Origin of the sequence: Achromobacter aegrifaciens, from assembly GCF_902859735.1 — a bacterium.
GTDB classification, from domain to species: Bacteria; Pseudomonadota; Gammaproteobacteria; order Burkholderiales; family Burkholderiaceae_B; genus Achromobacter; species Achromobacter aegrifaciens.
The window spans coordinates 169,304-194,208 of sequence record NZ_CADIJY010000005.1; the positions used below are offsets into that span (position 1 = coordinate 169,304).

The following is a 24,905-nucleotide window of genomic DNA, read 5'->3' on the forward strand; positions in this document are numbered from 1 at the left end:
TGAACATGCGTCAACGCAATTTGCTGGATCTGCTGCTCCTGGCCGCCGTTTGGGGCGGCTCCTTTCTGTTCATGCGCCTGGCGGTGCCGGAATTCGGACCGATTGCACTGATCGAGCTGCGCGTAGGGCTGGCCGCGCTGGTCCTGCTGCCCGCCGCGCTGTGGCGCGGCAAGCTGCCCGTCATCGCCCGGCACTGGAAAGCCTTGCTGATGGTGGGCGTGCTGAACGCGGCCGTGCCGTTCCTGCTGTTCGCCTATGCAGCGCAATCGCTGGGCGCAGGCTTCCTGTCGGTAGCCAATGCCGTGACGCCGGTATGGGGCGCGGTCATCGGCTGGCTGTGGCTGAAGGACAAGCTCGCCTGGACGCGCTCCCTGGGGTTGATGATAGGCGTGGTCGGCATCGTCGTGCTGGTGTGGGACAAGCTGAACTTCAGCGATGGCGGTACCGGACCAGCGGTCCTGGCCGCAGTGTCGGCGCCGGTGTTCTATGGCATTGCAGCAAACTGGACCAAGCGTTTCCTGACAGGCGTGGATGCCCTGGCCAACGCCACCGGCAGCATGATAGGCGCGACGCTGGTGCTGCTGCCGCTTGCGGTCACGCACTGGCCCGAAGCGCCAGCGTCCATGCAGGCCTGGATTGCCACCATCCTGCTGGCGGTGCTGTGCACGGGCGCGGCGTACATCATTTTCTTCCGTCTGATCGCCAATGTCGGCCCCACCGGCGCCGTCAGCGTCACCTTCCTGGTGCCGATCTTCGGCGTGCTGTGGGGATCGTGGTTCCTGGACGAGAGCATCACGCCGTCGATCGCGGCAGGCGCGGCCATTATCCTGGTCGGCACGGCGCTGGCGCTGGGCTTGCTGAAGCGGCGCGCCTGAACGCCCGCGCTCAGTACTTGTCCGACGTCCCCGTCAGCGCCACCCCTATGCGCAGCAACGTGTAGGACACCGCGTCGACCCAGCGCCGCAGCCATCCCCGGCGCTGATACTCCAGTGGCCGGATGAAGCGCCCGCCTTCCCGGATGGCGGTCTCCAGCCGTTCCTGCAGATCCCACGAGAATGGCTGGTCGTCCACCACCACGTTGGCTTCGCGCGCCAGCAGCAGGCTGAAGGGGTCGAGGTTGGACGAGCCCACCGTCGCCACGTTGTCGATGACCGCCACCTTGGCGTGCAGGTAGCTCGGCATGTATTCGTAGATCTCGATGCCGTCACGCAGCAGCTGGTCGTACAGCGAGCGCGTGGCGTGGTACTGCATGCGGTACTCGATCTTGCCCTGCAGCAAGAGGCGCACGCGCACGCCGCGCGCCGCAGCCTTGGCCAGCGCGCGGCGGAACTGGCGGCCGGGGAAGAAGTAGGCGTTGGCGATCAGGATGTCGCGGCGCGCATGCGCGATGCCGTATAGATAGGCGCGCTCGAAGGTCTGGCGAAAGCGCAGGTTGTCGCGCAGCACCAGCGCGGCGCGCAGGTCGCCACAGGGCGCCACGGAAGCGTGGCGCGGCTTGAGCAGCCGCATGCGGTTCCAGTCGCGCGGATGACGGCGCAGGCGCGCCCAGTTCAGCCGCACCCACAGCAGTTCCTGGGCATAGGCGGCCTCGGTGACCAGCGGCCCCTGCACCTGCACGGCGAAATCGAAGCGCGGCCCGGTGATGCCGTCCGTCGGATCGCGGTCATCGTAGTCGTCGATGATGTTGATGCCGCCGATGAAGGCGATGCGCCCGTCGACCACAGTGACCTTGCGGTGCAGGCGGCGCAGCCGGCTGCGCGACGGAATGTAGCGCGCGAACCAGCGCGGCTCGGGACGGAAGATGCGGCACTGCGCGCCGGCGTTGGTCAAGCGCGTACGCAAGGGATCGACGAACTCTGCGCTGCCGAAGCCGTCGAGCACCACGCGCACCTTGACTCCGCGCCGCACGGCCGCCTCCAGGCAGTCCAACACCTGGGAACCGGTGCGGTCCGGGGTGAAGATGTAGGTTTCCAGGTGCACGCTGACCTGGGCGGCGTCGATGGCCGCGCACAGCGCCGGAAAGAAGTCGGAGCCGTTCTGGAGCAACCGGATATCGTTGCCCACCGTCCAGTCCAGCTTGGACTGCTCTGCCCTCACGGCAGTTCCAGCTCGGCCAGCAAGGGGGAATGATCGGAAAGCCTGGCCCATTCGCGGCCGCGCAACACGCGCGCGCTGCGCACGGCAAAGCCGCGCTGGTAGATGCGGTCCAGACGGAACCAGGGGAACACCGCGGGGAAGGTGCGGGGCGGCGGCAGCAGCAGGCGCGAATTGCCATCCATGCCGAGTTGATTGGTGCGTTCCATGACGGACACGCCGCTATTGGGCAGCCCGCGCAGCGCGTTGCTCAGCCGTTTGACGGAGTCGCGCAGGCGCGGCAATTCGCCGCCATGGCTGCGCGGGGCATGCGAGAACACTTCATACAGGCCCAGCTGCTGCACGAACAGGGGCGCCAGACGGTCGCCCCAGTCGTTGAAATCACCCGCGATGAGGATCGGCTCACCGTCCGGCACCATGCGGCGGATGCGCTCGGTCAGCGCCAGGATCTGGCGGCTGCGGCTGCCGGCGAACAAGCCCAGGTGCACGACGAAGCAATGCACCGCGCGCCCGCCCAGTTCTATGCGCGCGTGCAACAGCCCGCGCTGCTCCAGCCGGTGGTCGGAGATGTCCAGGTTTTCGTGGTCGAGAATAGGGAAACGCGACAACAGCGCGTTGCCGTGGTCCGTCTCATGGCGGATGGCATTGCGGCCGTAGGCCACGTCCAGCCGCAAGGCGGCGGCAAGCGATTCGTGCTGTGCGTCGAGCAGGGATTTCTGCTCATTGCGGCCCTGGACTTCCTGTAGGAAGACCAGATCCGGACGCAGGCCATACAGGCCCAGACGCAATTCGTTCAGGGAGTCGCGCCGGCCCAATGCCGAGCGGCCCTTATGTATGTTGTAGCTGACGACGCGGATGAGCGACATGGAAAATGGCGCCTTTCAAAACTGGGGAACCACCGGCCGCAGCAAAAAAAGCAGCCCGGCCAGCACCGCCCACAAGCAGGCGGCGTTTGCCAGATTACTCCAATTCAGAAGACAGTTCCTGCGCTTGCGGCGCACGCCCCTGCCCTCCAGGAACAACAACTTTCACTGCTCAATCGAGGCGCGAACCCCGCAAGCAAACAACGCCCCCCAAGCCGGGCTGCACGGATCCGGCTCCGCCGGTCCGTAGCGGCGCCCCCCTGGGGGGGAAGCGCCTACGGCGCTTCGGGGGGGATCACTTCGTTTCTACGTTGCGCAGACGGATGTGCAGTTCGCGCAATTGCTTCTCGTCGACCTCGGACGGCGCTTGCGTCAGCAGACACTGGGCGCGCTGGGTCTTCGGGAAGGCGATCACGTCGCGGATCGATTCGGCGCCAGTCATCATCGTGACGATGCGATCCAGGCCGAAAGCGATGCCGCCATGCGGAGGCGCGCCGTATTGCAGTGCGTCGAGCAGGAAGCCGAACTTCTCGCGGGCTTCCTCGGCGCCGATCTTGAGCGCGCGGAACACCTTGCTCTGCACTTCCTCGCGGTGGATACGGACCGAGCCGCCGCCGATTTCCCAACCGTTCAGCACCATGTCGTAGGCCTTGGCGAAAGCCTTGCTGGGATCGGATTCCAGGAAGTCCTCGTGGCCGTCCTTCGGGCTGGTGAAGGGGTGGTGGGCGGCGGTGTAGCGGCCGTCTTCCTCGTCGTATTCGAACATCGGGAAGTCGACAACCCACAGCGGCTTCCAGCCGGCGGTGGACAGGCCGGTCTTCTTGCCGAATTCGCTGTGGCCGATCTTCACGCGCAGCGCGCCGATGGCGTCGTTGACGACCTTTTCACGGTCAGCGCCGAAGAAAATGATGTCGCCGTCCTGCGCGCCGGTGCGCTTGACCAGTTCGGCCAGGGCAGCGTCATGCAGGTTCTTGACGATGGGCGATTGCAGGCCGTCGCGGCCCTTGGCCACTTCGTTGACCTTGATGTAGGCCAGGCCCTTGGCGCCGTAGATGCCGACGAACTGGGTGTAGCCGTCGATCTCGCTGCGCGACATCTCGGCGCCGCCCGGCACGCGCAAGGCGACCACGCGGCTGCCGGGCGCCGTGGCGGCGGCGGCGAACACCTTGAAGTCCACGTCGCGCATGACGTCGGTCATGTCGGTGAATTCGAGGTTCACGCGCAGGTCCGGCTTGTCCGAGCCGTAGCGGCGCATGGCTTCGGTCCAGGTCATGATCGGGAACGGCGTCGGCAGATCGACGTCCTGCACCACCTTGAACACGTGGCGGATCATGTTCTCGAAGATTTCACGGATCTCGAACTCGTTCAGGAACGAGGTTTCGCAGTCGATCTGGGTGAATTCGGGCTGGCGGTCGGCGCGCAGGTCTTCGTCGCGGAAGCACTTGGTGATCTGGTAGTAGCGGTCGAAACCGGACACCATCAGCATCTGCTTGAACAGCTGCGGCGATTGCGGCAGCGCGAAGAAGTGGCCGGCGTTGACCCGCGAAGGCACCAGGTAGTCGCGCGCGCCTTCGGGCGTGCTCTTGGTCAGCATCGGGGTTTCGATGTCGATGAAGCCCAGCTGGTCCAGGAACTTGCGCACTTCGATGGACACGCGGTAGCGCAGCATCAGGTTGCGCTGCATCTGCGGACGGCGCAGGTCCAGCACGCGGTGCGTGAGGCGCGTCGTTTCCGAGAGGTTGTCGTCGTCCAGTTGGAACGGCGGCGTGACCGACGCGTTCAGGATCTCGACTTCCTTGCAGAGCACTTCGATTTCGCCCGAAGCCAGCTCGGCGTTGGCGGTGCCCGCCGGACGCTCGCGCACCAGGCCGGTGACGCGGATGCAGAATTCGTTGCGCAGGCGCTCCGCGGTGGCGAAGGCGGCATTGTCCGGATCGAACACGATCTGCGCCAGGCCCGCGCGGTCGCGCAGGTCGATGAAGATGACCCCGCCGTGGTCGCGGCGGCGGTTCACCCAGCCGTACAGGGTGACGGTCTGGCCGAGATGGTCACGGCAAACCTGGCCGGTGTAGCAGGTACGCATGCGGGGGACTCCGTTTATGTGCTTGGTTATAGCGTAAGGGTTACAAATCGGCGCGAGGCGTGTCTTGCACGCCGGGAGCCGGGACGGGCGCGGCCGGCCGGTCCGCGGGCGTCGCCGCCTGGACCGGGGCGACCACGCCCATGGAAACGATGTACTTCAATGCCGCGTCCACGCTCATCTGAAGATCCATGACGTCAGCGCGCGGAACCATCAGGAAAAAGCCGGACGTGGGATTCGGCGTGGTCGGCACGTACACGCTGATGTGATCGCCGGGAAGCCGGTCGGCCACTTCGCCGCTGGGCGTGCCGGTAACGAAAGCGATGGTCCAGCTGCCGGCGCGCGGATACTGCACCAGCACCGCGCGGCGGAACGCCTGACCATTCGGAGCAAGCACGGTATCGCTGACCTGCTTGACCGAGTTGTAGATCGAACGCACCAGCGGTATGCGTCCCAGCAGGTTTTCCCACTGGTCCACCATGGTGCGGCCGATCAGGTTGGCGGCGAATACGCCCGTCAGAAGCACCACCACGATGACCAGGACGAAGCGGAAGCCGGGGATGTCGATGCCGAACAGCGATTCGGACGACAGGAAGCCGGGCACGAACCCTTCGAGGGTCGCGACCAGCAAGCCCAGCACCCACACCGTGATGACCAGGGGAACCCAGATCAGCAGGCCGGTGATGAAGTACTTCTTGATGACGCGCATACGCATCGCGTGTGCTCTAGGATGCGGCGCTACCGGCTGCAGGCGTCGCCGGGGCGGCCGGAGCTGCGGGCGCGGCTGCGGCTGCGGGCGCGGCGCTTTCAGCCGGGGCCGGCGTGCTGGCCGAGGCCGAACCGCCGCTGCCGTTGCCGCGGAAGTCCGTGACATACCAGCCGGAGCCCTTGAGCTGGAACCCAGCCGCGGTCACCTGCTTGGAGAACGTGCTTTCGCCACATTCGGGGCAAACCGAAAGCGGCGCATCGGAAATCTTCTGCAAGACGTCTTTGGCATGGCCGCAGGCGCTGCACTTGTAAGCGTAAATGGGCATCTAGGGCTCCCAGGCGCGGGCCCGGCATATCAAGAGCCGCTGTCGCCGGACGCAATGTCCGGGGCCGGATCGGGTCGCAAGACCTGGTCCGAACGGAAAGCGGCGGGTGGGCGAGGCCGGAAAAAATACGGGAAAGTCTTGAATTTTAGCGGTTTTTCGTGAACGGCCGGTGTCCGGCCCCGGCGGCCCGCCTTGGGCGGCGCCTCAGGGGCATCCCGAGGGCCGTCTCCCTAGACAGGAAGCAGGAACATGACCGCCGCCACCAGGGTCGGCGCCAGGGCCGACAGGAACAGCCGCCCCGACGAAATGCTGCCGTCCGGGAAGTGGTTCTTCAGGATGGCGAAGCCAGCCGGGTTGGGCGCATTGGCGATCACCGTCAGCCCGCCGCCCGTGACCGCGCCGGCCACCAGCATGTAGCGCCAGGCCTCGCTGGTGCCTTCGACCAGCGAACCCAGGTAGGTCAGCGCGGCGTTGTCGGTGATGGCGGTGAGCGCGGTAGCGCCCCAGAACAGCACGAAAGGTTCAAGCCCGCCCAGCAGGTCCTGCAGCCACCACTTCTGCAGGCCGCCCAGCACCACCAGCCCGGCCAGGAAGAAGCCGACCATCAGGCCTTCCTTGATCATCAGGCGGCTCTGGTGGCGCTTGTAGGCTTCGGCAAAGCCGATGAACATCATCAACAGGCCCAGGAAGATGGCCGGATGATGCGCGCTGAGCACCACGGCGACCAGGAAGACCAGGTGCACCAGCATGACCAGCAGCGGCACCGGCCCGCGCGCATCGCCGCCTTCGGGCGCGTCGACGCCGCCGCCCGTGCCCACCGAGCGCTCCAGCAGCGCCTTGCGGCAGATGAAGGTCAACAGCGCCGCATTCAGGCAGACGGCAATCGCGGCGCGCCAGCCGAAATGCTGCACCATGAAGGTGGAGTCCCAGCCGAAGGTGGAGGCCACCATCAGCACGGGCGGCGCGGCATAGGAAGTCAGCACGCCGCCGATGGAGACGTTGACGAACAGCACGCCCAGCGTCAGGTATTTGAAGCCCGCGCGCCCGCTGCTGCGGAAATAGGCGTCGCGCAGCAGAATGGCAGCCAGCGTCATCGCGGCGGGTTCGGTGATGAAGGAGCCGCCCAACGGCACCAGCGACATCACGACAAAAAAAGTGGCGAGTTCGCGCGGCAGCGGCAGCACGCGCGCCACCAGGCGCACCAGCGTCCCCACCAGTTCCAATATAGGCCGGCTGGCCGCCACCACCATGATCACGAAGACGAACAGCGGCTCGGTGAAGTTGCGCGTGTCCATGTACTCGATGGCATGCGAGGGGCCGGCCAGCGCCGCCATCGCCACGATCAGCACGAAGGCCCAGACGCCGAACACGGCCTCGACTTCGGAGAACAGATGCCAGAAGCCCGCATGCGGTCCGCCACGGTGCGCGAGCCGCGCGAAGAACGGAACCGAGAAGGTATGAAGAACCGCCACGGCGAACAGGAGGGTGGCGATGACTTCAAGTGTCTGGGGCATGTAAACGACTTCCGGAAGAGGGATACGACAGCGCGGACGCCGCCCGGCGGGCCTGCGGGACAAGGGTCGCAATATAGCGCAAGGCCCTTGCCGTGTAACGCAGGGTCAACACCAAGGCGCGCACGTCCGCGCCGCTATTCCCGCGGGTCTTGCGCGCTGGTCAATGCGTCCTGCGCGCATGCCGGAACGGCAGCAGCCGCAGGTCCAGCGCCGCGGGGCCGGGCGCGTCGACGTCGATGATCGCAGCGCACAGCGGCAGGAAGGCCGCTCGGAAGTGGTTCTTGGCCTTCACGCACAGCAGCCGCACCTGATCGAGATCGACGCCATGCAAGGTGAAGAAGCCCGGATCGTTGGCCGGCGCCACCAGCTCGGTGACGATGACCTGCACATTGGGCCTGTCGCGCAGCGACAGCAGCGCGGTGCGGCCGCAGCTCGTGCGCACGCCCGTTTCCATCGGACCCGTATTGCTGAATTCGCCATCGGTGTAGCGTTCGACCCGGAACGCCGCACGCACCGGCGCGCCGAAATCGCGGCTCACGCGGCCGCCCAGTTCCAGTTCGCAGTCGCCGCCCAAGCCCGCTTCGTGCGCGCGCTGCACTGCCTCCGGATCCGCGAAACTGGCGAACACGCAAGGCAGGTCGATCGACGCATCCAGCAAGGCGCGGAACAGCGCCGGCGTGTCGCACACGCCTCCCGACAAGGGGTTGTCGCCCGGGTCGGTGACGGCCACCAGGCCGCCCGCGCGCGCCGCTTCCACGGCTTGCGCCAATCCCTGTTGCGGCGTCGGCAAGGTGACCGCAAACGCGGGCTCCAGACGCCGCATCGCCGCCTTCATGGTTTCGGCCACGGCCTGCGCCCGCGCGCCGGCGGCATCGCGAGTCATGTCGGCCACCACCAGCACCGATGCCCCGGTATCGACGGTGTCCGCATACGGAAAGCCGCCAAACACCGAGACTTCGACCACGCCCTCGCCGCACTGGACTGCCGCGAGATCCTGCAATTCGCGCATGGGCCCGGCATCGGTGCGCATGTTGAAGCTGGACAACAGCAGGTCCGGCTTGGCCACCAGCACCCGCGGCGACAGCGTGCCGGCCTGCGTGCGCAGCAACATATCAAGCACGCGGCTCGCCGCCTCGCGCATGTCTATGTGGGGATAGGTCTTGTAGCCGCTGGCGCAGTCCAGCAGGCCGCCCAGCTCAGGGGCCAGGTTGGCGTGCAGGTCGAAGCTCGCGCCCAGGGGCACGTCGGGCAACAAGGCCCGCACGGCCCGCACGAAATCCAGATCGGGTGTCTGGCGCAGGTCGGTGATGGCGGCGCCATGCAGCGACAGGTAGACGGCGTCCCAGCCATCCTCGTCCGCGGCCAGTCCGGCCAGCACCTCTTCGGTAAAGGCACGGTGCACGGCGTCGTCTATCGGCCCGCCAGGCAGAGCGGACGCGCAGCGCAAGGCCACGACCTCCCAGTCCGGATGCGCGCGGGCGAACTCGGCCACTTCGCCCAGTTCGGTGGCCGTGCCGGCGGCGGCGGCCAGGGCGTCGCCGCCCTTGCGCCACTCGCGTCGTTCGAAATCCGCCATGGTGCAGGGCGCCGGACAGAAGGCGTTGCCTTCGTACCAGAAGCGCGCCACCGCCAGCCTTTTCTTCGTGCGCTTGCCCATGCGTTTCCCCGCTTATTCCGGACGGATGTCGGTGCCTTCGATCAGGACGCGGTACTTCTCGCGCTCCGTCTGCAGATGCTGCGCCAAGGCTTGCGGCGTGCCGCCCATGGGCTGCGCGGCCAAGGCGGCCAACCGTTCGCGCGTGGCGGGCGCATCCAGCACCCGCTGGGCGGCGGCGTTCAGTTTGTCGATGACGGGCTGCGGCGTGCCGGCCGGCGCCATCACCACGAACCACGAGGTCAGTTCGAATCCCGGCACGGACTGCGCAATGGCGGCCACGCCCGGCGCGGCGGCCACTGGTTGGGCCGAGGTCACGCCCAGCGCCACCAGCTTGCCCGCCTTGATCAGCGGCAAGGCGGTGGGCAGGTTGTCGGCCGACAGGTCGATCTGGCCCCCCAGCAGGTCATTGTTGGCCTGGCTGGCGCCCTTGTACGGCACATGGCGGATGTCCACCTTGCCCATGCGCTTGATCATCTCCAGCGCCAGATGGCCCGAGCTGCCCACGCCGGGCGATCCCCAGTTCAGGCGGCCGGGCTCGGCGCGCGCGGTACGCAGCAGGTCGTCCATGTTCTTCAGGCCAGAGCCGGGATGCGTCAGCACCACGTTGGGCACCTGCGCCACGTAGGCGACCGGCGCGAAGTCCTTGGCCGGGTCGTAGCCGATCTTCTTGTAGACGTAGGCGTTGATGATCTGCGTGCCGGGCGTGCCCAGCAGCAAGGTGTAGCCGTCCGGCTGTGCATGCGCCACCTCGGACGCGCCCAGGCTGCCGCCCGCGCCGGCCTTGTTGACCACCACCACGGACTGGCCGAGCTCCGCGCCGAGGCCTTCGGCCATCAGGCGGCCCAGCAAGTCGGTCGTGCCGCCAGCGGCGAACGGCACCACCAGGCGCACCGGCTGCTCCGGCCAGGCGGCGCTGGCCGGAGCAGCCGCGCCCAACGCGGCAGCCGCCGCAATCCCGAAAGTCCAACGACGCAACAGATGGGAAAACTTCATGACGCCCCCTTGAGCGAATGATGACGATGCAACGGCCTACGTGGCAATAAAACCGTTTGGTTTATTTTTACAACAAATATACCATGTGTTTTATTTGACAAACCACACCACTCACGACGCCATGAGCCGCATCATCCATCGCAACTCCAGCCCCCTGCCCATCGCCATCAAGGGCGAAGGCAGCTTCATCGTCGACCAGGAAGGCCGACGCTACTTCGACGCCTCGGGCGGCGCGGCGGTCTCGTGCCTGGGACACGCTCACCCCGAAGTGCGCGCCGCGGCCGTCGCGCAGCTCGACGCGCTGGAATACGCGCACACCAGCTTCTTCACCACCCCGGCCGCCGAAGAACTGGCCGATCTCCTGGCGGCCAACAGCCCGGCGGGCCTGGGCAACGCCTACTTCGTTTCGGGCGGTTCGGAAGCGGTCGAGACCGCCCTGAAGATGGCGCACCAGTACCACGTCGAGCGCGGCGAGCCCGGGCGCTACCGCTACATCGCACGGCGCCAGAGCTATCACGGCAACACGCTGGCGGCCTTGTCGGTGGGCGGCAACGCCGGCCGCCGCGCGCTGTACCAGCCCGTGTTGATCGAAAGCCATCACGTCTCGCCCTGCTTTGCCCTGCACTACCGCGAAGCCGGGGAAAGCGACGAGCAATACACCGACCGCCTGGCGGCGGAACTGGACGCAGAGATCCTGCGGCTGGGTCCGAACACGGTGTCCGCGTTCATCGCGGAAACCGTGGTCGGCGCCACTGCGGGGACGGTCGCGCCGGTACCGGGCTACTTTCGCAAGATCCGCCAGGTGTGCGACCGCCATGGCGTGCTCTTGATCCTGGACGAGGTCATGTGCGGGCTGGGCCGCACCGGCAGTTATCACGCCTTCGAGCAGGAAGGCGTGGTGCCGGATCTGCTGACGCTGGCCAAGGGTCTGGGCGGCGGTTATGTGCCTATCGGCGCCGTGCTGGCGCACGACCGCGTCATCGGCGCCATCAACGCGGGCTCGGGCTCGTTCCAGCACGGCTACACCTACGTCGGCCATCCGGTGGCTTGCGCCGCGGCGCTGGCAGTGCAGCGCATCGTGCTGCGCGACAAGCTGGTGGCGCGCGTCGCCGACATGGGCGCGCAGTTCGGCGCCATGCTGGCAGCGCGCCTGGAACGACACCCGCACGTCGCCGACATCCGCGGCCGGGGCATGTTCTGGAGCGTGGAGCTGGCCGAGGATCCCGGCAGCCTGCGCGCGTTCGCGCCGCAGCGCCGCCTGCATGCGCGCATCAAGACGCAGGCGCGCGAACTGGGCCTGCTGTGCTATCCGGGCGGCGGCACCATAGACGGCAAGCTTGGCGACCACGTGCTGCTGGCGCCGCCCTACCTCAGCACGGCCGATGAACTGGCCTTCGCGGTGGACGCGCTGGCCCGCGCCATCGACCTGGCGCTGGCGGACGATGCGCCATAATACGCGGCACCTTACCCGGAGCGCAGATGGATAAAGCCGCCATCGACAAACTGATCGAAGCCCAGTTTTCCGCCCTGCCGCCCAAGCTGCGGCAGGCGGCCCGCTATGCGATCGATCATCCCAAGGACATCGCCCTGGAGTCGATGCGCGCCGCGGCCGGCCATGCCGGCGTGCAGGCCGGCGTCATGCTACGCCTGGCGCGGCAGCTGGGTTTCGATACCTACGAAGCGTTCCGCCAGCCCTACCGCGACTGGTTGGCCGAAGGCGGGTCCAGCTTCGCGGGCCGCGCCACCGCGCTGCGCAAGCGTCCACAGCACGACGCAGACGCGGGGCTGGTCGCCGACATCCTCGACGCCGAAGTGCGCAACCTGGGCAGCAGCCTGGGTCCCGCCGCCCTGCCCGCGCTGAAGGCCGCGCATGGCCTGCTGGCGGGCGCGCGCCGCATCTATGTCATCGGTCTGCGCAGCCTGTATCCAGCCGCCTATCACTTCAGCTATGCCTGCGGCATGTTCCTGGACAAGGTGACCTTGCTCAGCGGCGTCGGCGGCACCTTGGCCGATGAGTTGCGCCGCATCGGACCGGATGACGCGCTGGTCGCCTTCAGCCAGGCGCCTTATGCGCAGGCGGCAGTCACGGCCGTGGAATTCGCGCGTGAGCGCGGCGCCGGCGTGGTGGCGGTCACGGACAGCGCAGTGTCGCCGATCGCCCCGGGCGCCAAGGCGCTGCTGCTGGTGGCCAACGACACGCCCTCGTTGTTCCCCTCGGTGGTGCCTGCGCTGTCCATCGCGCAGACGCTGGCCGCCATGCTGGTGGCGCACAGCGGCGAGGAGAGCCTGCGCGAAATCGGCAACAGCGAAGCCCAGCTGCAACGCTTCGGCGTATACGCCGAAAAGCGGTAAGGACTCAGGCGATCGGCGCGGGCGGCTCCCCGCCTTGCTGCGCCTCTTTCATTTCCATCAGCAGGCTGTGCAGCATCTCGGTGGACAGCCCGTGCAGCACCAGCCGGTAGCCCGCGCGCAGGGTCGACATCGGCACCAGCGGATGGTTGTTGTTGACCAGGATCAGGTGCTGCGGCGCGCCCAGCAGCTTGGCCGCATAGATGCCGATGGTCTCGTCCAGCTGCAGCGAATTGGCCGCGCGCCAGAAGTCATTGTCGGTCAGCATCAGCTGATATAGCGGCGTGAAAAGCTCGATGGCGCTTTGCAGGTCCAGGAAATTCAGCTTGCCCTGCGGCATGTCTTCGAGCCGCAGATCGGGATCACGGATCATCGAAAAATCGACCCGCTGCGGCGCATGCATTTCCACGCCCGCATCGCGCAGCGCCTGGTTCAGGCGGATGACGAAGTTGAACAGGTTCAGGTCATGCTTGACGAAGAGTTCGTCCTTCAGGTCATCGATATCGCGCGGCTCCAGCGGCGTGGTCGTGACCGGCACCGGCGAGTTGGCGGCGATGAACGACAGAATCTGCGCGCCCAGGTGGAAGTGGCGCAGGATCAGCCAGTTGGCCTCCGGCGACACGAAGCGCTTCAAGCCCCACGCCAGGATGCGGTGCAGCAGCTTCGAATGCGACCAGCGGCGCGGCAGGAAGGTCTTGATGACCTGGATCAGGATGATGAAGGCGCGCGCCAACGGCCGCAGGAACGGCAGCAGGTATTGGCGCGAAGCGCAGCTGGAATCCGTCAGCCAGGCCTTCTTCACCTTGTCCGGCAAGGGCGTGCTGCGGTCCAGGTAGAGCGCAAGCCAGGGGCTGGGATCGGCGGGATCGTGCGGCTTGGCGAGGAACTCGGGTTCTTTGCTCATCACGCCTCGCCTTCCATCACGTGGTGGAACTGCATCAGGTAAAGCGCGGCCGTGCGGCGCGCCGTGTCGACGATGCGCTGCTCGGCGCGGCCGTCCTCATCGCAATCCAGCGCCAGTTCCACCGCCGACAGCCAGCGCGCCAGGTGATGCTCGTCGTTGTGGCCGTGATACTCCAGGAAGCGGAAGGCGTCCGGCGGCAGTTTCAGGCTGGCCTTGAGCAGCGGCAGCAGCGCCGGCACGATGCGCTGGCCCGTGCCTTCGATGATGTAGATGGCGCCCAGCAGGCCGATGGGGTCGCGCGTGGCGGCCAGGCCGTGCAGATAGGCGTTGAGCGCTTCGCCGCCGGGATTGCGGCGCAGGGCGTCAATGTCGGCGACCTCGCCGCCCGCGGTGCGATAGTCCTGGAACAGGATCTGGAAGTCGTTCTGCTCTTCGCCCGCATGCGTGTCGATCAACGCCGCAAGCGGCGCGTATTGCTCCGTCAGCGAGGCCGCGCCTGCGCGCATCCACTTGCTGCCTTCGCGCACCTGCGGAATCCAGTTCTCCATCCAGTTCAGGTAGTCGGCCGTCTGGAATTGGCGGTTGCGCAGGCGCCGCACCACCGGCGTGCGCCACACGCGCGAGCGGTAGTCGTGCCAGATTGCGGCCAGTTCGGTCAGCAGCTGGCCCAGGCCTTGGGGCGCCATGTCCGGGTCATGCGGCGGCGCGATGACGGCAGCGTCATCGCTGTTCGCGTCCTCGCGCGGCGCAGCTGCGGCCGGCGCGCCCGCGGCGACTTGCGGGGCGTGGACGGCCTCGGCCTCCAGCAGCATGTAGGCGGCCATGAAACGGCCTGATTCCGGGATGTAGCAGAAGATCTGCTCGCCCGGTTTCACTTCGCGCGTTTCCAGGAACTCCGCCAGCATGATCAGGATGGACGCCGCGCCGGTATTGCCGCGCCACGCCAGGTTGCTGAACCAGCGCTCGCGCGGGATCACCAGGCCGGCCTTCTCCATCAGGTCTTCCACCACCGGAATGAACTTCTCCGATGAGTAGTGGCACAGGAAGTGGTCGACCTGATCCGGATCCACCCAGCCGTCGCGCACCAGCTTGGCGTATTCATGGATGCCGATGTCGAACAGGTGCGGCAGCAGGCGGATGTCCTGGCGCAGCGACAGCGCACCGTCGGCCTCGGCCTCGTTCCAGGACGGATAGTCCAGATGGCCGCGAGCGCGGTCGGCCGAAAGGCCCAGCTGCATGCACACCGGATAGTCGCCCGAGAACGAGCGCTGGTGCACCCACTTCAAGCGCAGGCGCACGCCCTGCGAAGCGCCCGGCAGGGGCCGGCCGCTATTGCCCAGCAGCACCGCTCCCGCGCCGTCGGACAGCATCCAGCGCAGGAAATGCGCGTCGAAGTCGGCGTCGTAGCCGCGCGCCGCAAAGCGCGAACGCTTGAACAGCCGCGACGGCAGCTCGCTGGCCACGGCCAGGGCGCTGGCATGGCCGCCCAGCTCCACGCCCTGCGCGGCCGTCTGGATGGCCGATACGCCCGCGGCGCAGATGCCGTGCACCGACAGGGTTTCCATCGGATGCGCGGCCAGCTCGCCCTGGATCATGTTGGAGAAGCCCGGCATCAGCGCGTCCCCGCCCGACGAGCCGCTGGCCAGCAGCGACACGGCGGACAGGTCGCTGTCGTTGCGCCGCAGGCAATCGCGAATGGCATTGGCCGCCAGTTGCGCGTTGCTGAACACCGTGGCGCCTTCCTGGTCGATCGCGTAGTAGCGCTGCTTGATGCCGTTCTCGGCCAGGATGCGGCTTTTGATGCGGCTGGACATGCGGTTCAGCGGCGCGATGTAGCTGTCCATGGCATCGTTGGACACGGGTTCGCCCGGCATGAAATAGCCGGCGCTTTCCAGATAGACACGATGAAACGCGATGGGCATGAGAGGCCTCTGGTGGATATAGGGTGTGTGGCGCTAGCGGATGTGCTCGGGCGCCATGCATGAACGGCTGCGAAAGCGCGGCAGGAAGGCGCCCAGCACGAACACGCGGAACATGTAGGGCGTGAGGCCGGGCTCGTTCAACGCCGGATTCACGCGGCTGCGGTATTGCTCGCGATGCAGGCGCTCCAGTTCGGACCAGTGCGCCCGCGGGTGCTCGTGGTGCGCGGTATGCAGGCCGATGTTGAAGAGCAGCGGATTGACCAGCCCTTCGAAATTGCGCGCATAGTTCAGGCCCGCGACGGCCCGGGGGCCGCCGTCGGCATGGGCATGCTGCAGATAGTTGGTGGCCAGCAGCCAGTGCAGGCCGTGCAGCTGCGGCACGATGACGAACACCAGCGCCTTCATGGGATTCACGGCCAGCAGTCCGCCCCACAGGCCCAGCCACACGCCGTACTGCGCCATGCAATAGCGCCAGGCGCCCGGCCAGTGGCGGCGCAGGCGGCCCAGCCAGGCGAAGAACAGCGGGTACAGCACCCAGCCGGCCTGCAAGGGATGGATCAGGTAGCCCCACAGATGGTTGGTGTCGCCGCCGAAGCGGTAGGTGCGCGCCACGTCGCGCGCGCCGTGCTTGTAGCGGTGGTGATTGGCCACGTGCGCCGGGTAGAACACGAAGGTCGGATGGCCCTGCAGCAGCGTGATCCAGAAATCGGTGGCGCGGTTGGTCCAGCGTCCCCGCCACATGCGGATATGCGTGTGGTTGTGATGGATGACGCCCACGCCCAGGGTCAGGAACAGCATCAGGCCGTACAGCGGCCACCAGAACCCGTGCACCCATTGCCAGGCCGCCAGCGCGGGCAATGCGCCCAGATAGGCCAGGCTTTGCCAGTCGCGCCGGTTGCGCAGCGACGGCAGCCGGCGCTGCCGCTTAAGCGCGCCCGCCAAGCGATTCTCGTTGCCGGAAAGCATTCAGCTGGGACTGCGCCGCCTCGGCCTTCAGGCGGGTGCGGAACAGGCGGTCCATGAAGGTGAACTGGAAGCCGTAATTGCCGTTGTAGCAGGCGTGGTGCAGATGATGGCGGCGGCTGGCGGCGAACCAATGCGCGTAGGACACATTGGGGAAGAAGTCGTAGTTGGCGTGGCCGATGCAGTTGAAGAACAGGCTGAACAGCGGCACCGACGCCAGCGACCAGAAGCTGAAGTCATGCAGCACCATGGGCAGCATGATCACGTTGCCCAGCATCAGCGCCTCGATGGGATGAAAGCTATAGGTCGAGAACGGCGTGGTCACGACCGAACGGTGATGCGGCAAGTGGAAGCGGCGCAGCAGCTTGGTGTGCAGCAGGCGGTGGTTGATCCAGAAGTGCACGTCGTTCCAGGCCACCAGCACCAGGATCTCGAGCGTGATCTTTTGCCAGCTGGCGTCTGGGTCCAGGTGCGCCCAGCCCAGCTGCAACAGGCCCCAAGGGAAAATCATGCCCGTGCCGAACAGCAGGATGGACAGGCCGGATTGCGCGAACTCGCGCCGCAGCTGGCCCGGCGCCAACGGACGCGGGTCCAGCGGGCGGCCGATGCCCAGAGCCGGCAGGATGTAGTGCGTCAGCAGCCAGGTGGCCGCGCCGAAGACCAGATAGATGCCGCCGAAGAAAAGCAGGCCCGCCAGCATGACTTGCCAGGCGGACAAGGCTACAAAAGCTTGGGCCATGAACGTTCTGTTTCACCCGAAGAATGGGCGCATGATAAGCAATCCGTCAGCTTCCCGGTAGGACATTTATTACAAAATGAATCCGAAGGCCACAAAGCTGGCGGACTGCTCACCAAGTTCGGGCTACTGGCAGGGATATTGCCGGTTCAGCCCCGCCACGGCGGCGTCCATGCGCGCGGCCAAGCCCGCGCTGGCGGACGGCATGGGCATGCGCAGCTCCTCGCTCAGCAGGCCCTGCCGTCCCAGCTGCGCCTTCAGGGGGCCGGGATTGGGCTCGGCGAACGTCAGCTGGATGATGGGGACCAGCGCGTGGAACAGCTTCCTGGCCAAGTCCAGCTGCTGCGCCTTCACCGCCTGATGCATGGCCACGAACAGATCGGGGCGGATATGCGCGGCGGCCGCGATCATGCCCGAGCCCCCCAGGCTCATCACGGACAGCGCCTGCAGGTCCTCGCCTGCCAGCACGTGCATGTTGCCGTCGGCGATCAGCGCGATGGTCTTTTCCAGCGAACCGCCGCAGTCCTTGATCGCCGCGATGTTCGGGTGCGCGGCCAGCGCCAGCAGCGTCGCCGTGTCCAGCGTCGTACCTGTGCGGTAGGGAATGTCGTAAAGCACCAGGGGGAAGCGCGAGGCATCGGCCAGGCAGCGGAAATAGGCGGCAGCGCCTTCCTGGCCGGGCCGCACGTAATACGGCGCGGGCGCCAGGATGCCGGCCAGCGGACGCGTGCCGAAGGCGGCCAGGCGCTGCATCACGTGTCCGTGGTGGTTGCCCGCCAGGCCCATGATGACGGGCAGCCGGCCCGCTTCGGTCAGCACGGCGTCCAGCACCGCCAGTTGCTCGGCGTCATCCAGCGCCGCGGCCTCGCCGGTGCTGCCGCACACGACCAGCCCGTCCACGCCCGCGGCGGCATAGTGGCGCACCAGCCGGCGCAAGGCCCCGCCATCCACGGCGCCGCCGGCAAACGGCGTGACCAGCGGCACCCAGACGCCCTGGATCGGAGATTGATGATGAGATTGCATGAGAACACTCCTTCGGTGTAAGCGGACCGTGGTTGGGGACCGTACAGAAGTGCTCGGGATACTAGAGGATGCGCGGACGGCGCCAAGCGCCGCCAGGAGGCCGCCGTTCCGTCGCCCATCTGACGGAACAGCATGCTCCGGTCAGATGAGCGGCTGTTTTTTGGATTTCAGGCCGGCGCAAACCAGCACCACGCCCTGGGCGCGGAACGGGAAAGCGGATTGGTTGGCCTGATGAATCATGTATGGATTGAATGCAGTGGTCTGCAAGCGCAGATGCGGGAATCTACCGGGAGCCCGCAACGCTGTCAACGCCGCGCCTCAGCCCAGGCTGGCCAGGAACACCGCGCACAGGGCTTCCATGCCCTGGCGGTCGTCCTCGTCAAAGCGGTCGGGCACGGGGCTGTCCACGTCCCACACGCCGATCAACTGGCCCTGGTGCACCAGCGGCACCACGATCTCGGAACGCGAGGCCGCATCGCAGGCGATGTGGCCGGGAAAGGCATGCACGTCGGGCACCAGTTGGGTCTGGCGCTGGCTGGCGGCCGCGCCGCACACGCCGCGGTTCAGCGGGATGCGCACGCAGGCCGGCTTGCCCTGGAAGGGGCCCAGCACCAGTTCCGTGCCGTCGTAGAAATAGAAGCCCGCCCAGTTCAGGTCAGGCAGGGCCTGATAGGCCAGCGCGCTCAGGTTGGCGGCATTGGCGATGCGGTCATGCTCGCCTTCGAGCAGGGCGCGGGCCTGGGCGACCAGTCCGGCATACAGGGCGGCCTTGGAATCGGCGACGATGGGAGCGGCTTCGAACATGGGAAATGTAACTGTACAGGCGGTTATCGATGCAGGTGATTTTAGGGCTTGGCGCCATTAAGGGGGCCGGGCCGCTGCCGTGTGGGACAATAGTTTTTTGCCGAATGTTTTTTCCGCCGGGCCACCCCAAGGGATCAACCGCCCGTATTTTCCTACCCTTCTTGATCAAGAAGCACTCCATGGACAAGCCTCTCGAACCTGCGTTTTCCTTTTCGGAACGCGCCCAGCAACTCACCAGCTCCGCCATCCGCGAGATCCTCAAGGTAACCGAGCGCCCCGAAGTCATCTCGTTCGCTGGCGGCCTGCCGGCGCCCGGCGGCTTCCCGGTAGAGGTAGTTCGCGCGGCATTCGACAAGGTACTGTCCACCAACGGTCGCGCCGCGCTGCAGTACGGCCCCACCGAAGGTTTTGCGCCGCTGCGCCAATGGGTTGCTGATGACCTGAACAAGGCCGGCGCCAGCGTCGCCGCCGACCAGATCCTGATCGTGTCGGGTTCGCAGCAAGCGCTGGACCTGCTGGGCAAGGTGCTGATCGACAAGGACAGCAAGGTGCTGGTCGAAGACCCCAGCTACCTGGGCGCGCTGCAATCGTTCAGCCTGTACCAGCCCAACTTCGTGCCGGTGCCCACCGACGAAGGCGGCCTGATCCCCGAAGCCATCACGCCTGAACTGGCCGAAGGCGCCCGCTTCCTGTACGCCCTGCCCAACTTCCAGAACCCCACCGGCCGCACGCTGAGCCTGGAACGCCGCATCGCGCTGGTCAAGCGCGCCGCGGAACTGAACCTGACCATCGTCGAGGACGATCCCTACGGCGAACTGCGCTACGCAGGCGAACCGCAGCCGGGCCTGATCGCGCTGGCCGCCGAGTACGGCGCCAACGTCGTGCGCCTGGGCACGTTCTCCAAGGTGCTGGCCCCCGGCCTGCGCCTGGGCTACATCGCTGCCGCGCGCCCGCTCATCAACAAGCTGGTGCAAGCCAAGCAGGCCACCGACCTGCACACGCCCACGCTGACGCAGATGGCCGTGTACGAGATCGTCAAGGAAGGCTTCCTGGAAGAGCACCTGCCCAACGTCCGCGAGATCTACCGCGCCCAGGGCAGCTGCATGCTGGATGCCATCAAGCAGGAATTCCCGGACACCGTCACCTGGACCAAGCCGGAAGGCGGCATGTTCATCTGGCTGACGTTGCCCGAGCACATCGACAGCACCAAGCTGCTGGAAAAGGCCATCGCGCAAAACGTGGCGTTCGTGCCCGGCGCGCCGTTCTATTGCGGCGCCGGCAAGACCAACACGCTGCGCCTGAGCTTTGCCACCGTGCCGGAAGACAAGATCCGCCGCGGCATCGCCATCCTCGGCAAGCTGCTAAAAGCCGAGGTGTAGTAGGTCCCCCCCCGAAGCGCCTGTGGCGCTTCCCCCCCAGGGGGGCGCCGCTACGGACCGGCGGAGCCCGGATCCGTGCGGCCCCGCTTTCGCCACGACAGTGACGATATGACGCGGGTGCCTCGAAGGGGGGGGTAGGACATGAACGGCGGCCGGGCGCGATGTCCGGCCGCCGTTGTTTTATGCTCTTGGTTTTCCCATTCCGTTTCGCCGTGACAGTGAGCGCCCCCCAACAATCTCCCGTCGACCTCAGCGACATCGTTTTCACCGACTGGGTCGAACGCTGGCTGCCCAAGTCCTGGCGGCCCTATGCCCGCCTGTGCCGCCTGGACCGCCCGATCGGCACCTGGCTGACCCTGCTGCCGGCCATTGCGGCGCTGATCCAGGCCGCGGGCGGCCTGCCGGACCTGCAGCGGCTGATCGTGTTTTCGCTGGGCGCCCTGCTGATGCGCGGCATCGGCTGCACCGTCAACGACATGTGCGACCGCAACTTCGACAAGCACGTCGAGCGCACGCGTTTCCGCCCTCTGACCAGCGGCCAGCTGACGATGAAGAACGCGGTCTGGTTCCTGCTCGGGCAATTGCTGGTCTGCGGGTCGCTGCTGTTCTTCCTGAACGAAATGAGCCGCTGGCTGGCCGTGGCAGTGCTGCCTTTCGTCTTCATCTACCCGCTGTGCAAGCGTGTCACCTACTGGCCGCAAGTGGTGCTGGGCATCTGCTTCAACTGGGGCATGCTGATGGCCTGGTCGGACACGCAGAACCACGTGCCGCTGGCCGCCATCGCCATGTGGGCGGGCGCCGTGCTGTGGCAGGTGGGCTACGACAGCATCTACGCCTACGTGGACGTGCGCGACGACCGCAGCCTGGGCCTGCATTCCACCGCCATGCGCTTTGGCGACCAGGGCAAGCTCTGGATCGGCGGCTTCTATCTGGCCACCATCGTGCTGTGGGCCTGGGGCGGCTACGCCATCGGCCTGTCGTGGGCCTATCAGGTCGGCATGGTGGCGGTGGCCGTGCACCTGGCGTGGCAGTTGAAGGTCTTCGACATCCAGCGCCCCGACCGCAACTTCATGCTGTTCCGCGCCAACCTCTGGCTGGGCGCGCTGCTGGTCGCCGCCGCACTGGCCGGCACGCTGATTCGCTGACGTCCTGCCGGCGCGGCAATGAACCCGGTCGATCGGCGGGGTCCGCGCCGCGCTGAGGCTGCGTTGATGCCGCGCATTGCGAGCATCGCGCGCAAGGCCCATGATGGAACCTCCGCAACGCATTACGGAGACCACGCATGCCCTCATTGCTCAAATCCCTGGCCTTGACGGCCGCCGCAGCCGCCGCCTTCGTGGCCATTCCGGCCCAGGCCGCCAGCGATTGCTCGGCCCAGCGCGGCTGCGCCGCCAAGTTCTGCGAAATCGAAAACGACATCGCCGCTGCCAAGGCGCAGAACAATACCCGCCGCGAAGCCGGCCTGCGCAAGGCCCTGGCCGAAGCCAAAGCGAATTGCACCGACAGCCGCCTGCAATCCCAGCGCGAAGCCGACGTGCGCGAGAAGCAGAACAAGGTCGCCGAGCGCGAAAGCGAGCTCAAGCAGGCCCGCGCCAAGGGCAAGCAGGACAAGATCGACAAAGCCCAGCGCAAACTGGACGAAGCCCAGGCGGAATACAACGCCGCGCTGGTCGAACTGAACCGCTGATTCCCTCCTCCTTGCCGGTCCCGGGCTTTTCCGGGGCTGCGCCCCCCACTCCCCCCGCCGCCAGACCTCCGCCCTACCGGGTGGACTACCTCCTATGGTGTCATCAAATGGAAATTCCACCACCCATGGTGCCATTTGGTGAAATGGAAACCTATTAGTCTTCTTTTTGGAAAGATGTTTTCAGAGAATCAGGGTTTATCCGGAGATGATTTGCGCCCAGAATGCATCTCATCGGGACACAGCAAGCGAACCCCAGGCAATCAGGCCAGCGGTTCGGCTCCCAAGCTCAAGACATTGGAGGTCTGCTATGAAAACCCTTGCTACCGCTTTGATGCTGTCCATGTCCGTTCTGGCTGCCGGCGCCCAAGCCGCCGAGGCTGATCAGGGCCCGACCCGCGCTCAGGTCCAAGCCGAACTGCAACAAGCCAAGGCCTCGGGCCAATACACCTTCGGCGAAGAAGGCTACCCCGCCGCCATCGCCCCGAAGTCGACCCTGACCTCGCAGCAAGTGCAAGCTGAACTGCAACAAGCCAAGAACGCCGGTGAAGTGACCTTCGGCAACCTGGACTACCCGCCCGTCGCCGCGGCTGAACAAGCCACCTCGCTGACCCGCGCCGAAGTCCGCACCGAACTGGCCCAGGCCAAGTCGGAAGGCCTGGTCACCTTCGGCAACCTGGACTACCCGCCCCTGGGCAGCTGATCCCCCCCTGGCCTCCCCGGCCAGGCAGCGCCCCAAAGCCCTCCGGCCCCAAACCGGAGGGCTTTGTTTTTGACGTTTCGATATTTAATTAAGTCGAATTGACGTTACCTATGGCCGATTCGACTATTTAGTCTCTACACATCGACAGCGACCGCGCATAGGATGAGCTCACCCTCTCCCCCATCCATGCAGGAGCCGCACCATGACCACCGCCTCTCCCCGGCCCGTCGTACTTCTGGGCGCCGGAAAAATCGGTTTCGCCATTGCCCTGATGCTGGAACGCAGCGGCGGCTATTCGGTACTGGTAGCCGACCAGGATCCCGAACGGCTGCGCATCGTGGCCGAACTGGGTTGTGAAACCCGTCAGATTTCCGGCGACGACTCCGTGGCGCAATGCATCGAGGGGCGTTACGCGGTCATCAACGCGCTGCCCTTTCACCGCGCCGCCGCGGTGGCCGGCCTGTGCGCCAAGGAGGGGGTGCACTACTTCGACCTGACCGAAGACGTGGCCAGCACGCACGCCATCCAGGCGCTGGCGGAAGACGCCCGCAGCGTGCTGATGCCGCAATGCGGCCTGGCCCCGGGTTTCATCGGCGTGGTCGGCAACGCGCTGGCGCGCCGCTTCGATACCCTGCTGGATCTGCGCATGCGCGTGGGCGCCCTGCCGCGCTATCCCTCCAACAGCCTGCGCTACAACCTGACCTGGAGCACCGAGGGACTGATCAACGAGTACTGCAATCCCTGCGAGGCCATCGTCGACGGCCAACTGACCAGTGTGCCCGCGCTGGAAGGCTACGAGACCTTCGCGCTGGACGGCGTGGAGTACGAAGCCTTCAACACGTCCGGCGGACTGGGCACCCTGCCCGCCACCTTGCGCGGCCGCGCCCGCAACGTGGACTACAAATCGGTGCGCTACCCGGGCCACTGCAGCATCATGAAATTGCTGCTCAACGACTTGCGCTTGCGGGACCGCCGCGACCTGCTCAAGGAAATTTTCGAAGCCGCCATTCCCACGACCGAACAGGACGTGATCGTGATCCAGGCTTCGGCATCGGGCCGCCGCCATGGCCGGCTGGAAGAGGAGTCCTACCCCATCCGCATCTTCGGCGCGGACGTCGACGGCCATCGCCTGAGCGCGATCCAGCTGTCCACCGCCGCCGGCATCTGCGCCGCGCTGGATCTGGTGGCGCAGGGCGCATTGCCGCAACGCGGGTTCGTCGGGCAGGAAGCCATCGATCTGGACGCGTTCATCAACAACCGCTTTGGCCGCGTGTACGCGGGCAAGCCGCTGGCGCTGGCGGGCAGCGGCGCCATGGCCGACCGCTGAACCACGACGCGCCCTCATGCGTCCTGCCCCGCGAGAGCGCAGGACGCTAGCTCCAGCCTTCCAGCCGCAGCGTCGCGCGCACCAGGCGCTGCTCTTCCTGCTCGATATCGGCCAGGCTCTGGCGCACGCTGTCCACGTGGTCCGCGGCCGCCTTGCGCGCCTGCTCCGGCTGGCGCGCCGTCACGGCGTTGAACAGCCGCGTGTGCTGCCGATCGATCTGGCGCTTCTCGGGTTGGCGGTGGTACAGGTTGTTGACGCAGGCGAAGACCGAGCCCAGCAGCAAGTCCGTCAGCGATTGCAGCGTGTGCACCAGCACCGGATTGTGCGAAGCCTCGCAGATGGCCAGGTGAAAGGCATGGTCCAGATGCGCGTGCGTCGCCGTGTCGGTGGCCGTGCCCTGCGCCGCCACCATTTCGTCATAACGGCGGCGGATCATGATGAAATCCGCCTCGGTGCCGCGTATGGCCGCCAGCCGGGCAGACTCGGCTTCCAGCAGCGAACGCACTTCCAGCAGGTCGTAGAGCGTGCGCGGCTGCGAATTGAACAGGTGCATCAGCGGACCGGCATCCACCTTGGATATGTGCGCCACATACGAACCCTTGCCTTGCGCGGTGTGGATGATCTCGCGCGCGCGCAAGAGCTTGAGCCCTTCGCGTAAGGCCGTGCGCGACACGCCCAGCTTCTCGGTCAGACGCCGTTCGGAAGGCAGCGCCTGGCCGGCCTTCAGCACGCCGTCCAGGATCAGGCGTTCGATCCGTTCGGCGACCTCGTCCGCCACCTGGCGAGGCTTTTCTTCAGTTTCCGCGTACATGCACTCTCCGCACCAGTGGTATGACCAAGTGCATCCCCGATCGGACCTCTTGCATAACACCCCCG

Annotated in this window: 24 protein-coding genes; 9 read left to right on the forward strand and 15 right to left on the reverse strand. The window is 66.5% G+C overall.

The genetic code is table 11. The annotated features are described in order from the left end of the window. Window positions 1-5 precede the first annotated feature (5 nt). Complete coding sequence (locus tag HV766_RS16850) at window positions 6-875, forward strand: DMT family transporter (RefSeq protein ID WP_054457120.1); 870 nt, start codon at window positions 6-8, stop codon at window positions 873-875. 10 nt (window positions 876-885) lie between these two features. On the opposite strand, the gene clsB is transcribed toward HV766_RS16850, so the two are convergent. After that, entirely contained in the window at window positions 886-2,097 is a 1,212-nt protein-coding gene (gene clsB, locus HV766_RS16855; RefSeq protein WP_054457122.1) for a cardiolipin synthase ClsB, read from the reverse strand. Further along, window positions 2,094-2,960, reverse strand: coding sequence for an endonuclease/exonuclease/phosphatase family protein (locus HV766_RS16860; RefSeq protein WP_175181572.1), 867 nt, complete (start codon window positions 2,958-2,960; stop codon window positions 2,094-2,096). The genes clsB and HV766_RS16860 overlap by 4 nt, the downstream gene beginning before the upstream one ends. Between HV766_RS16860 and HV766_RS16865 the strand changes: the two genes are divergently transcribed. After that, window positions 2,950-3,207: a hypothetical protein gene (locus HV766_RS16865; protein WP_175181573.1), complete on the forward strand. Its 258-nt coding sequence runs from the start codon at window positions 2,950-2,952 to the stop codon at window positions 3,205-3,207. The genes HV766_RS16860 and HV766_RS16865 overlap by 11 nt on opposite strands. A 45-nt stretch (window positions 3,208-3,252) precedes the next feature. On the opposite strand, the gene aspS is transcribed toward HV766_RS16865, so the two are convergent. The 6 genes from aspS to HV766_RS16895 all read right to left on the reverse strand — a co-directional run bounded on the left by aspS (window position 3,253) and on the right by HV766_RS16895 (window position 10,235). After that, window positions 3,253-5,040 carry an aspartate--tRNA ligase gene (gene aspS / locus HV766_RS16870; protein ID WP_054457125.1) on the reverse strand — a complete coding sequence of 596 codons (1,788 nt, stop codon included), beginning with the start codon at window positions 5,038-5,040 and terminating at the stop codon, window positions 3,253-3,255. Between the two features lie 40 nt (window positions 5,041-5,080). Then, window positions 5,081-5,746 (reverse strand): DUF502 domain-containing protein, encoded by a 666-nt coding sequence (locus HV766_RS16875; protein ID WP_370881493.1) that lies wholly within the window; start codon window positions 5,744-5,746, stop codon window positions 5,081-5,083. A 16-nt stretch (window positions 5,747-5,762) separates the two neighbouring features. After that, window positions 5,763-6,071, reverse strand: a complete 309-nt coding sequence (locus HV766_RS16880; protein ID WP_054457129.1) for an FmdB family zinc ribbon protein — start codon at window positions 6,069-6,071, stop codon at window positions 5,763-5,765. Between the two features lie 230 nt (window positions 6,072-6,301). Further along, on the reverse strand, window positions 6,302-7,585 hold the full coding sequence (locus HV766_RS16885; protein WP_054457131.1) for a putative Na+/H+ antiporter: 1,284 nt from the start codon (window positions 7,583-7,585) through the stop codon (window positions 6,302-6,304). 160 nt (window positions 7,586-7,745) lie between these two features. Then, a complete protein-coding gene (locus HV766_RS16890) occupies window positions 7,746-9,242 on the reverse strand; it encodes a M81 family metallopeptidase (protein WP_175181575.1) in 1,497 nt (498 codons plus the stop codon). Window positions 9,243-9,254: 12 nt separating this feature from the next. Next, window positions 9,255-10,235: a Bug family tripartite tricarboxylate transporter substrate binding protein gene (locus HV766_RS16895; RefSeq protein WP_054457135.1), complete on the reverse strand. Its 981-nt coding sequence runs from the start codon at window positions 10,233-10,235 to the stop codon at window positions 9,255-9,257. 121 nt (window positions 10,236-10,356) lie between these two features. On the opposite strand from HV766_RS16895, the gene HV766_RS16900 reads away from it, so the two are divergent. Continuing rightward, window positions 10,357-11,688 carry an aspartate aminotransferase family protein gene (locus HV766_RS16900; RefSeq protein WP_175181576.1) on the forward strand — a complete coding sequence of 444 codons (1,332 nt, stop codon included), beginning with the start codon at window positions 10,357-10,359 and terminating at the stop codon, window positions 11,686-11,688. Window positions 11,689-11,714: 26 nt separating this feature from the next. Beyond that, window positions 11,715-12,587 carry a MurR/RpiR family transcriptional regulator gene (locus tag HV766_RS16905; protein ID WP_119451790.1) on the forward strand — a complete coding sequence of 291 codons (873 nt, stop codon included), beginning with the start codon at window positions 11,715-11,717 and terminating at the stop codon, window positions 12,585-12,587. 4 nt (window positions 12,588-12,591) lie between these two features. Here HV766_RS16905 and HV766_RS16910 read toward each other — a convergent pair whose 3' ends face one another. The 6 genes from HV766_RS16910 to HV766_RS16935 form a co-directional block, all read right to left on the reverse strand. Further along, on the reverse strand, window positions 12,592-13,488 hold the full coding sequence (locus tag HV766_RS16910) for a DUF6999 family protein (RefSeq protein ID WP_054457139.1): 897 nt from the start codon (window positions 13,486-13,488) through the stop codon (window positions 12,592-12,594). Further along, the gene (locus HV766_RS16915) at window positions 13,488-15,410 is read right to left on the reverse strand and encodes an iron-containing redox enzyme family protein (protein ID WP_175181577.1); all 1,923 of its coding nucleotides are present in this window, start codon (window positions 15,408-15,410) and stop codon (window positions 13,488-13,490) included. Before HV766_RS16915 ends, HV766_RS16910 begins: the two co-directional genes overlap by 1 nt. 33 nt (window positions 15,411-15,443) lie before the next feature. After that, on the reverse strand, window positions 15,444-16,376 hold the full coding sequence (locus tag HV766_RS16920; protein ID WP_254593331.1) for a fatty acid desaturase family protein: 933 nt from the start codon (window positions 16,374-16,376) through the stop codon (window positions 15,444-15,446). Next, a complete protein-coding gene (locus HV766_RS16925) occupies window positions 16,336-17,112 on the reverse strand; it encodes a sterol desaturase family protein (protein WP_088154586.1) in 777 nt (258 codons plus the stop codon). The genes HV766_RS16920 and HV766_RS16925 overlap by 41 nt, the downstream gene beginning before the upstream one ends. Before the next feature lie 123 nt (window positions 17,113-17,235). After that, window positions 17,236-18,132, reverse strand: coding sequence for a 4-hydroxy-tetrahydrodipicolinate synthase (gene dapA / locus HV766_RS16930; RefSeq protein WP_175181578.1), 897 nt, complete (start codon window positions 18,130-18,132; stop codon window positions 17,236-17,238). Between the two features lie 318 nt (window positions 18,133-18,450). Continuing rightward, window positions 18,451-18,936, reverse strand: coding sequence for a GAF domain-containing protein (locus HV766_RS16935; protein ID WP_119451789.1), 486 nt, complete (start codon window positions 18,934-18,936; stop codon window positions 18,451-18,453). Between the two features lie 179 nt (window positions 18,937-19,115). On the opposite strand from HV766_RS16935, the gene HV766_RS16940 reads away from it, so the two are divergent. The 5 genes from HV766_RS16940 to HV766_RS16960 all read left to right on the forward strand — a co-directional run bounded on the left by HV766_RS16940 (window position 19,116) and on the right by HV766_RS16960 (window position 24,029). Further along, the gene (locus HV766_RS16940) at window positions 19,116-20,315 is read left to right on the forward strand and encodes an aminotransferase-like domain-containing protein (protein WP_119451792.1); all 1,200 of its coding nucleotides are present in this window, start codon (window positions 19,116-19,118) and stop codon (window positions 20,313-20,315) included. A gap of 218 nt (window positions 20,316-20,533) precedes the next feature. Beyond that, window positions 20,534-21,460 carry a 4-hydroxybenzoate octaprenyltransferase gene (gene ubiA / locus HV766_RS16945; protein WP_054457303.1) on the forward strand — a complete coding sequence of 309 codons (927 nt, stop codon included), beginning with the start codon at window positions 20,534-20,536 and terminating at the stop codon, window positions 21,458-21,460. A 137-nt stretch (window positions 21,461-21,597) separates the two neighbouring features. After that, window positions 21,598-22,002, forward strand: a complete 405-nt coding sequence (locus HV766_RS16950) for a DUF1090 domain-containing protein (protein ID WP_054457151.1) — start codon at window positions 21,598-21,600, stop codon at window positions 22,000-22,002. Window positions 22,003-22,309: 307 nt separating this feature from the next. Beyond that, entirely contained in the window at window positions 22,310-22,702 is a 393-nt protein-coding gene (locus HV766_RS16955) for a DUF4148 domain-containing protein (RefSeq protein ID WP_082401215.1), read from the forward strand. Between the two features lie 202 nt (window positions 22,703-22,904). Further along, the gene (locus HV766_RS16960; RefSeq protein WP_175181579.1) at window positions 22,905-24,029 is read left to right on the forward strand and encodes a saccharopine dehydrogenase family protein; all 1,125 of its coding nucleotides are present in this window, start codon (window positions 22,905-22,907) and stop codon (window positions 24,027-24,029) included. Between the two features lie 46 nt (window positions 24,030-24,075). Here HV766_RS16960 and glcC read toward each other — a convergent pair whose 3' ends face one another. Continuing rightward, entirely contained in the window at window positions 24,076-24,840 is a 765-nt protein-coding gene (gene glcC, locus HV766_RS16965) for a transcriptional regulator GlcC (RefSeq protein ID WP_013396917.1), read from the reverse strand. Window positions 24,841-24,905: the final 65 nt, after the last annotated feature.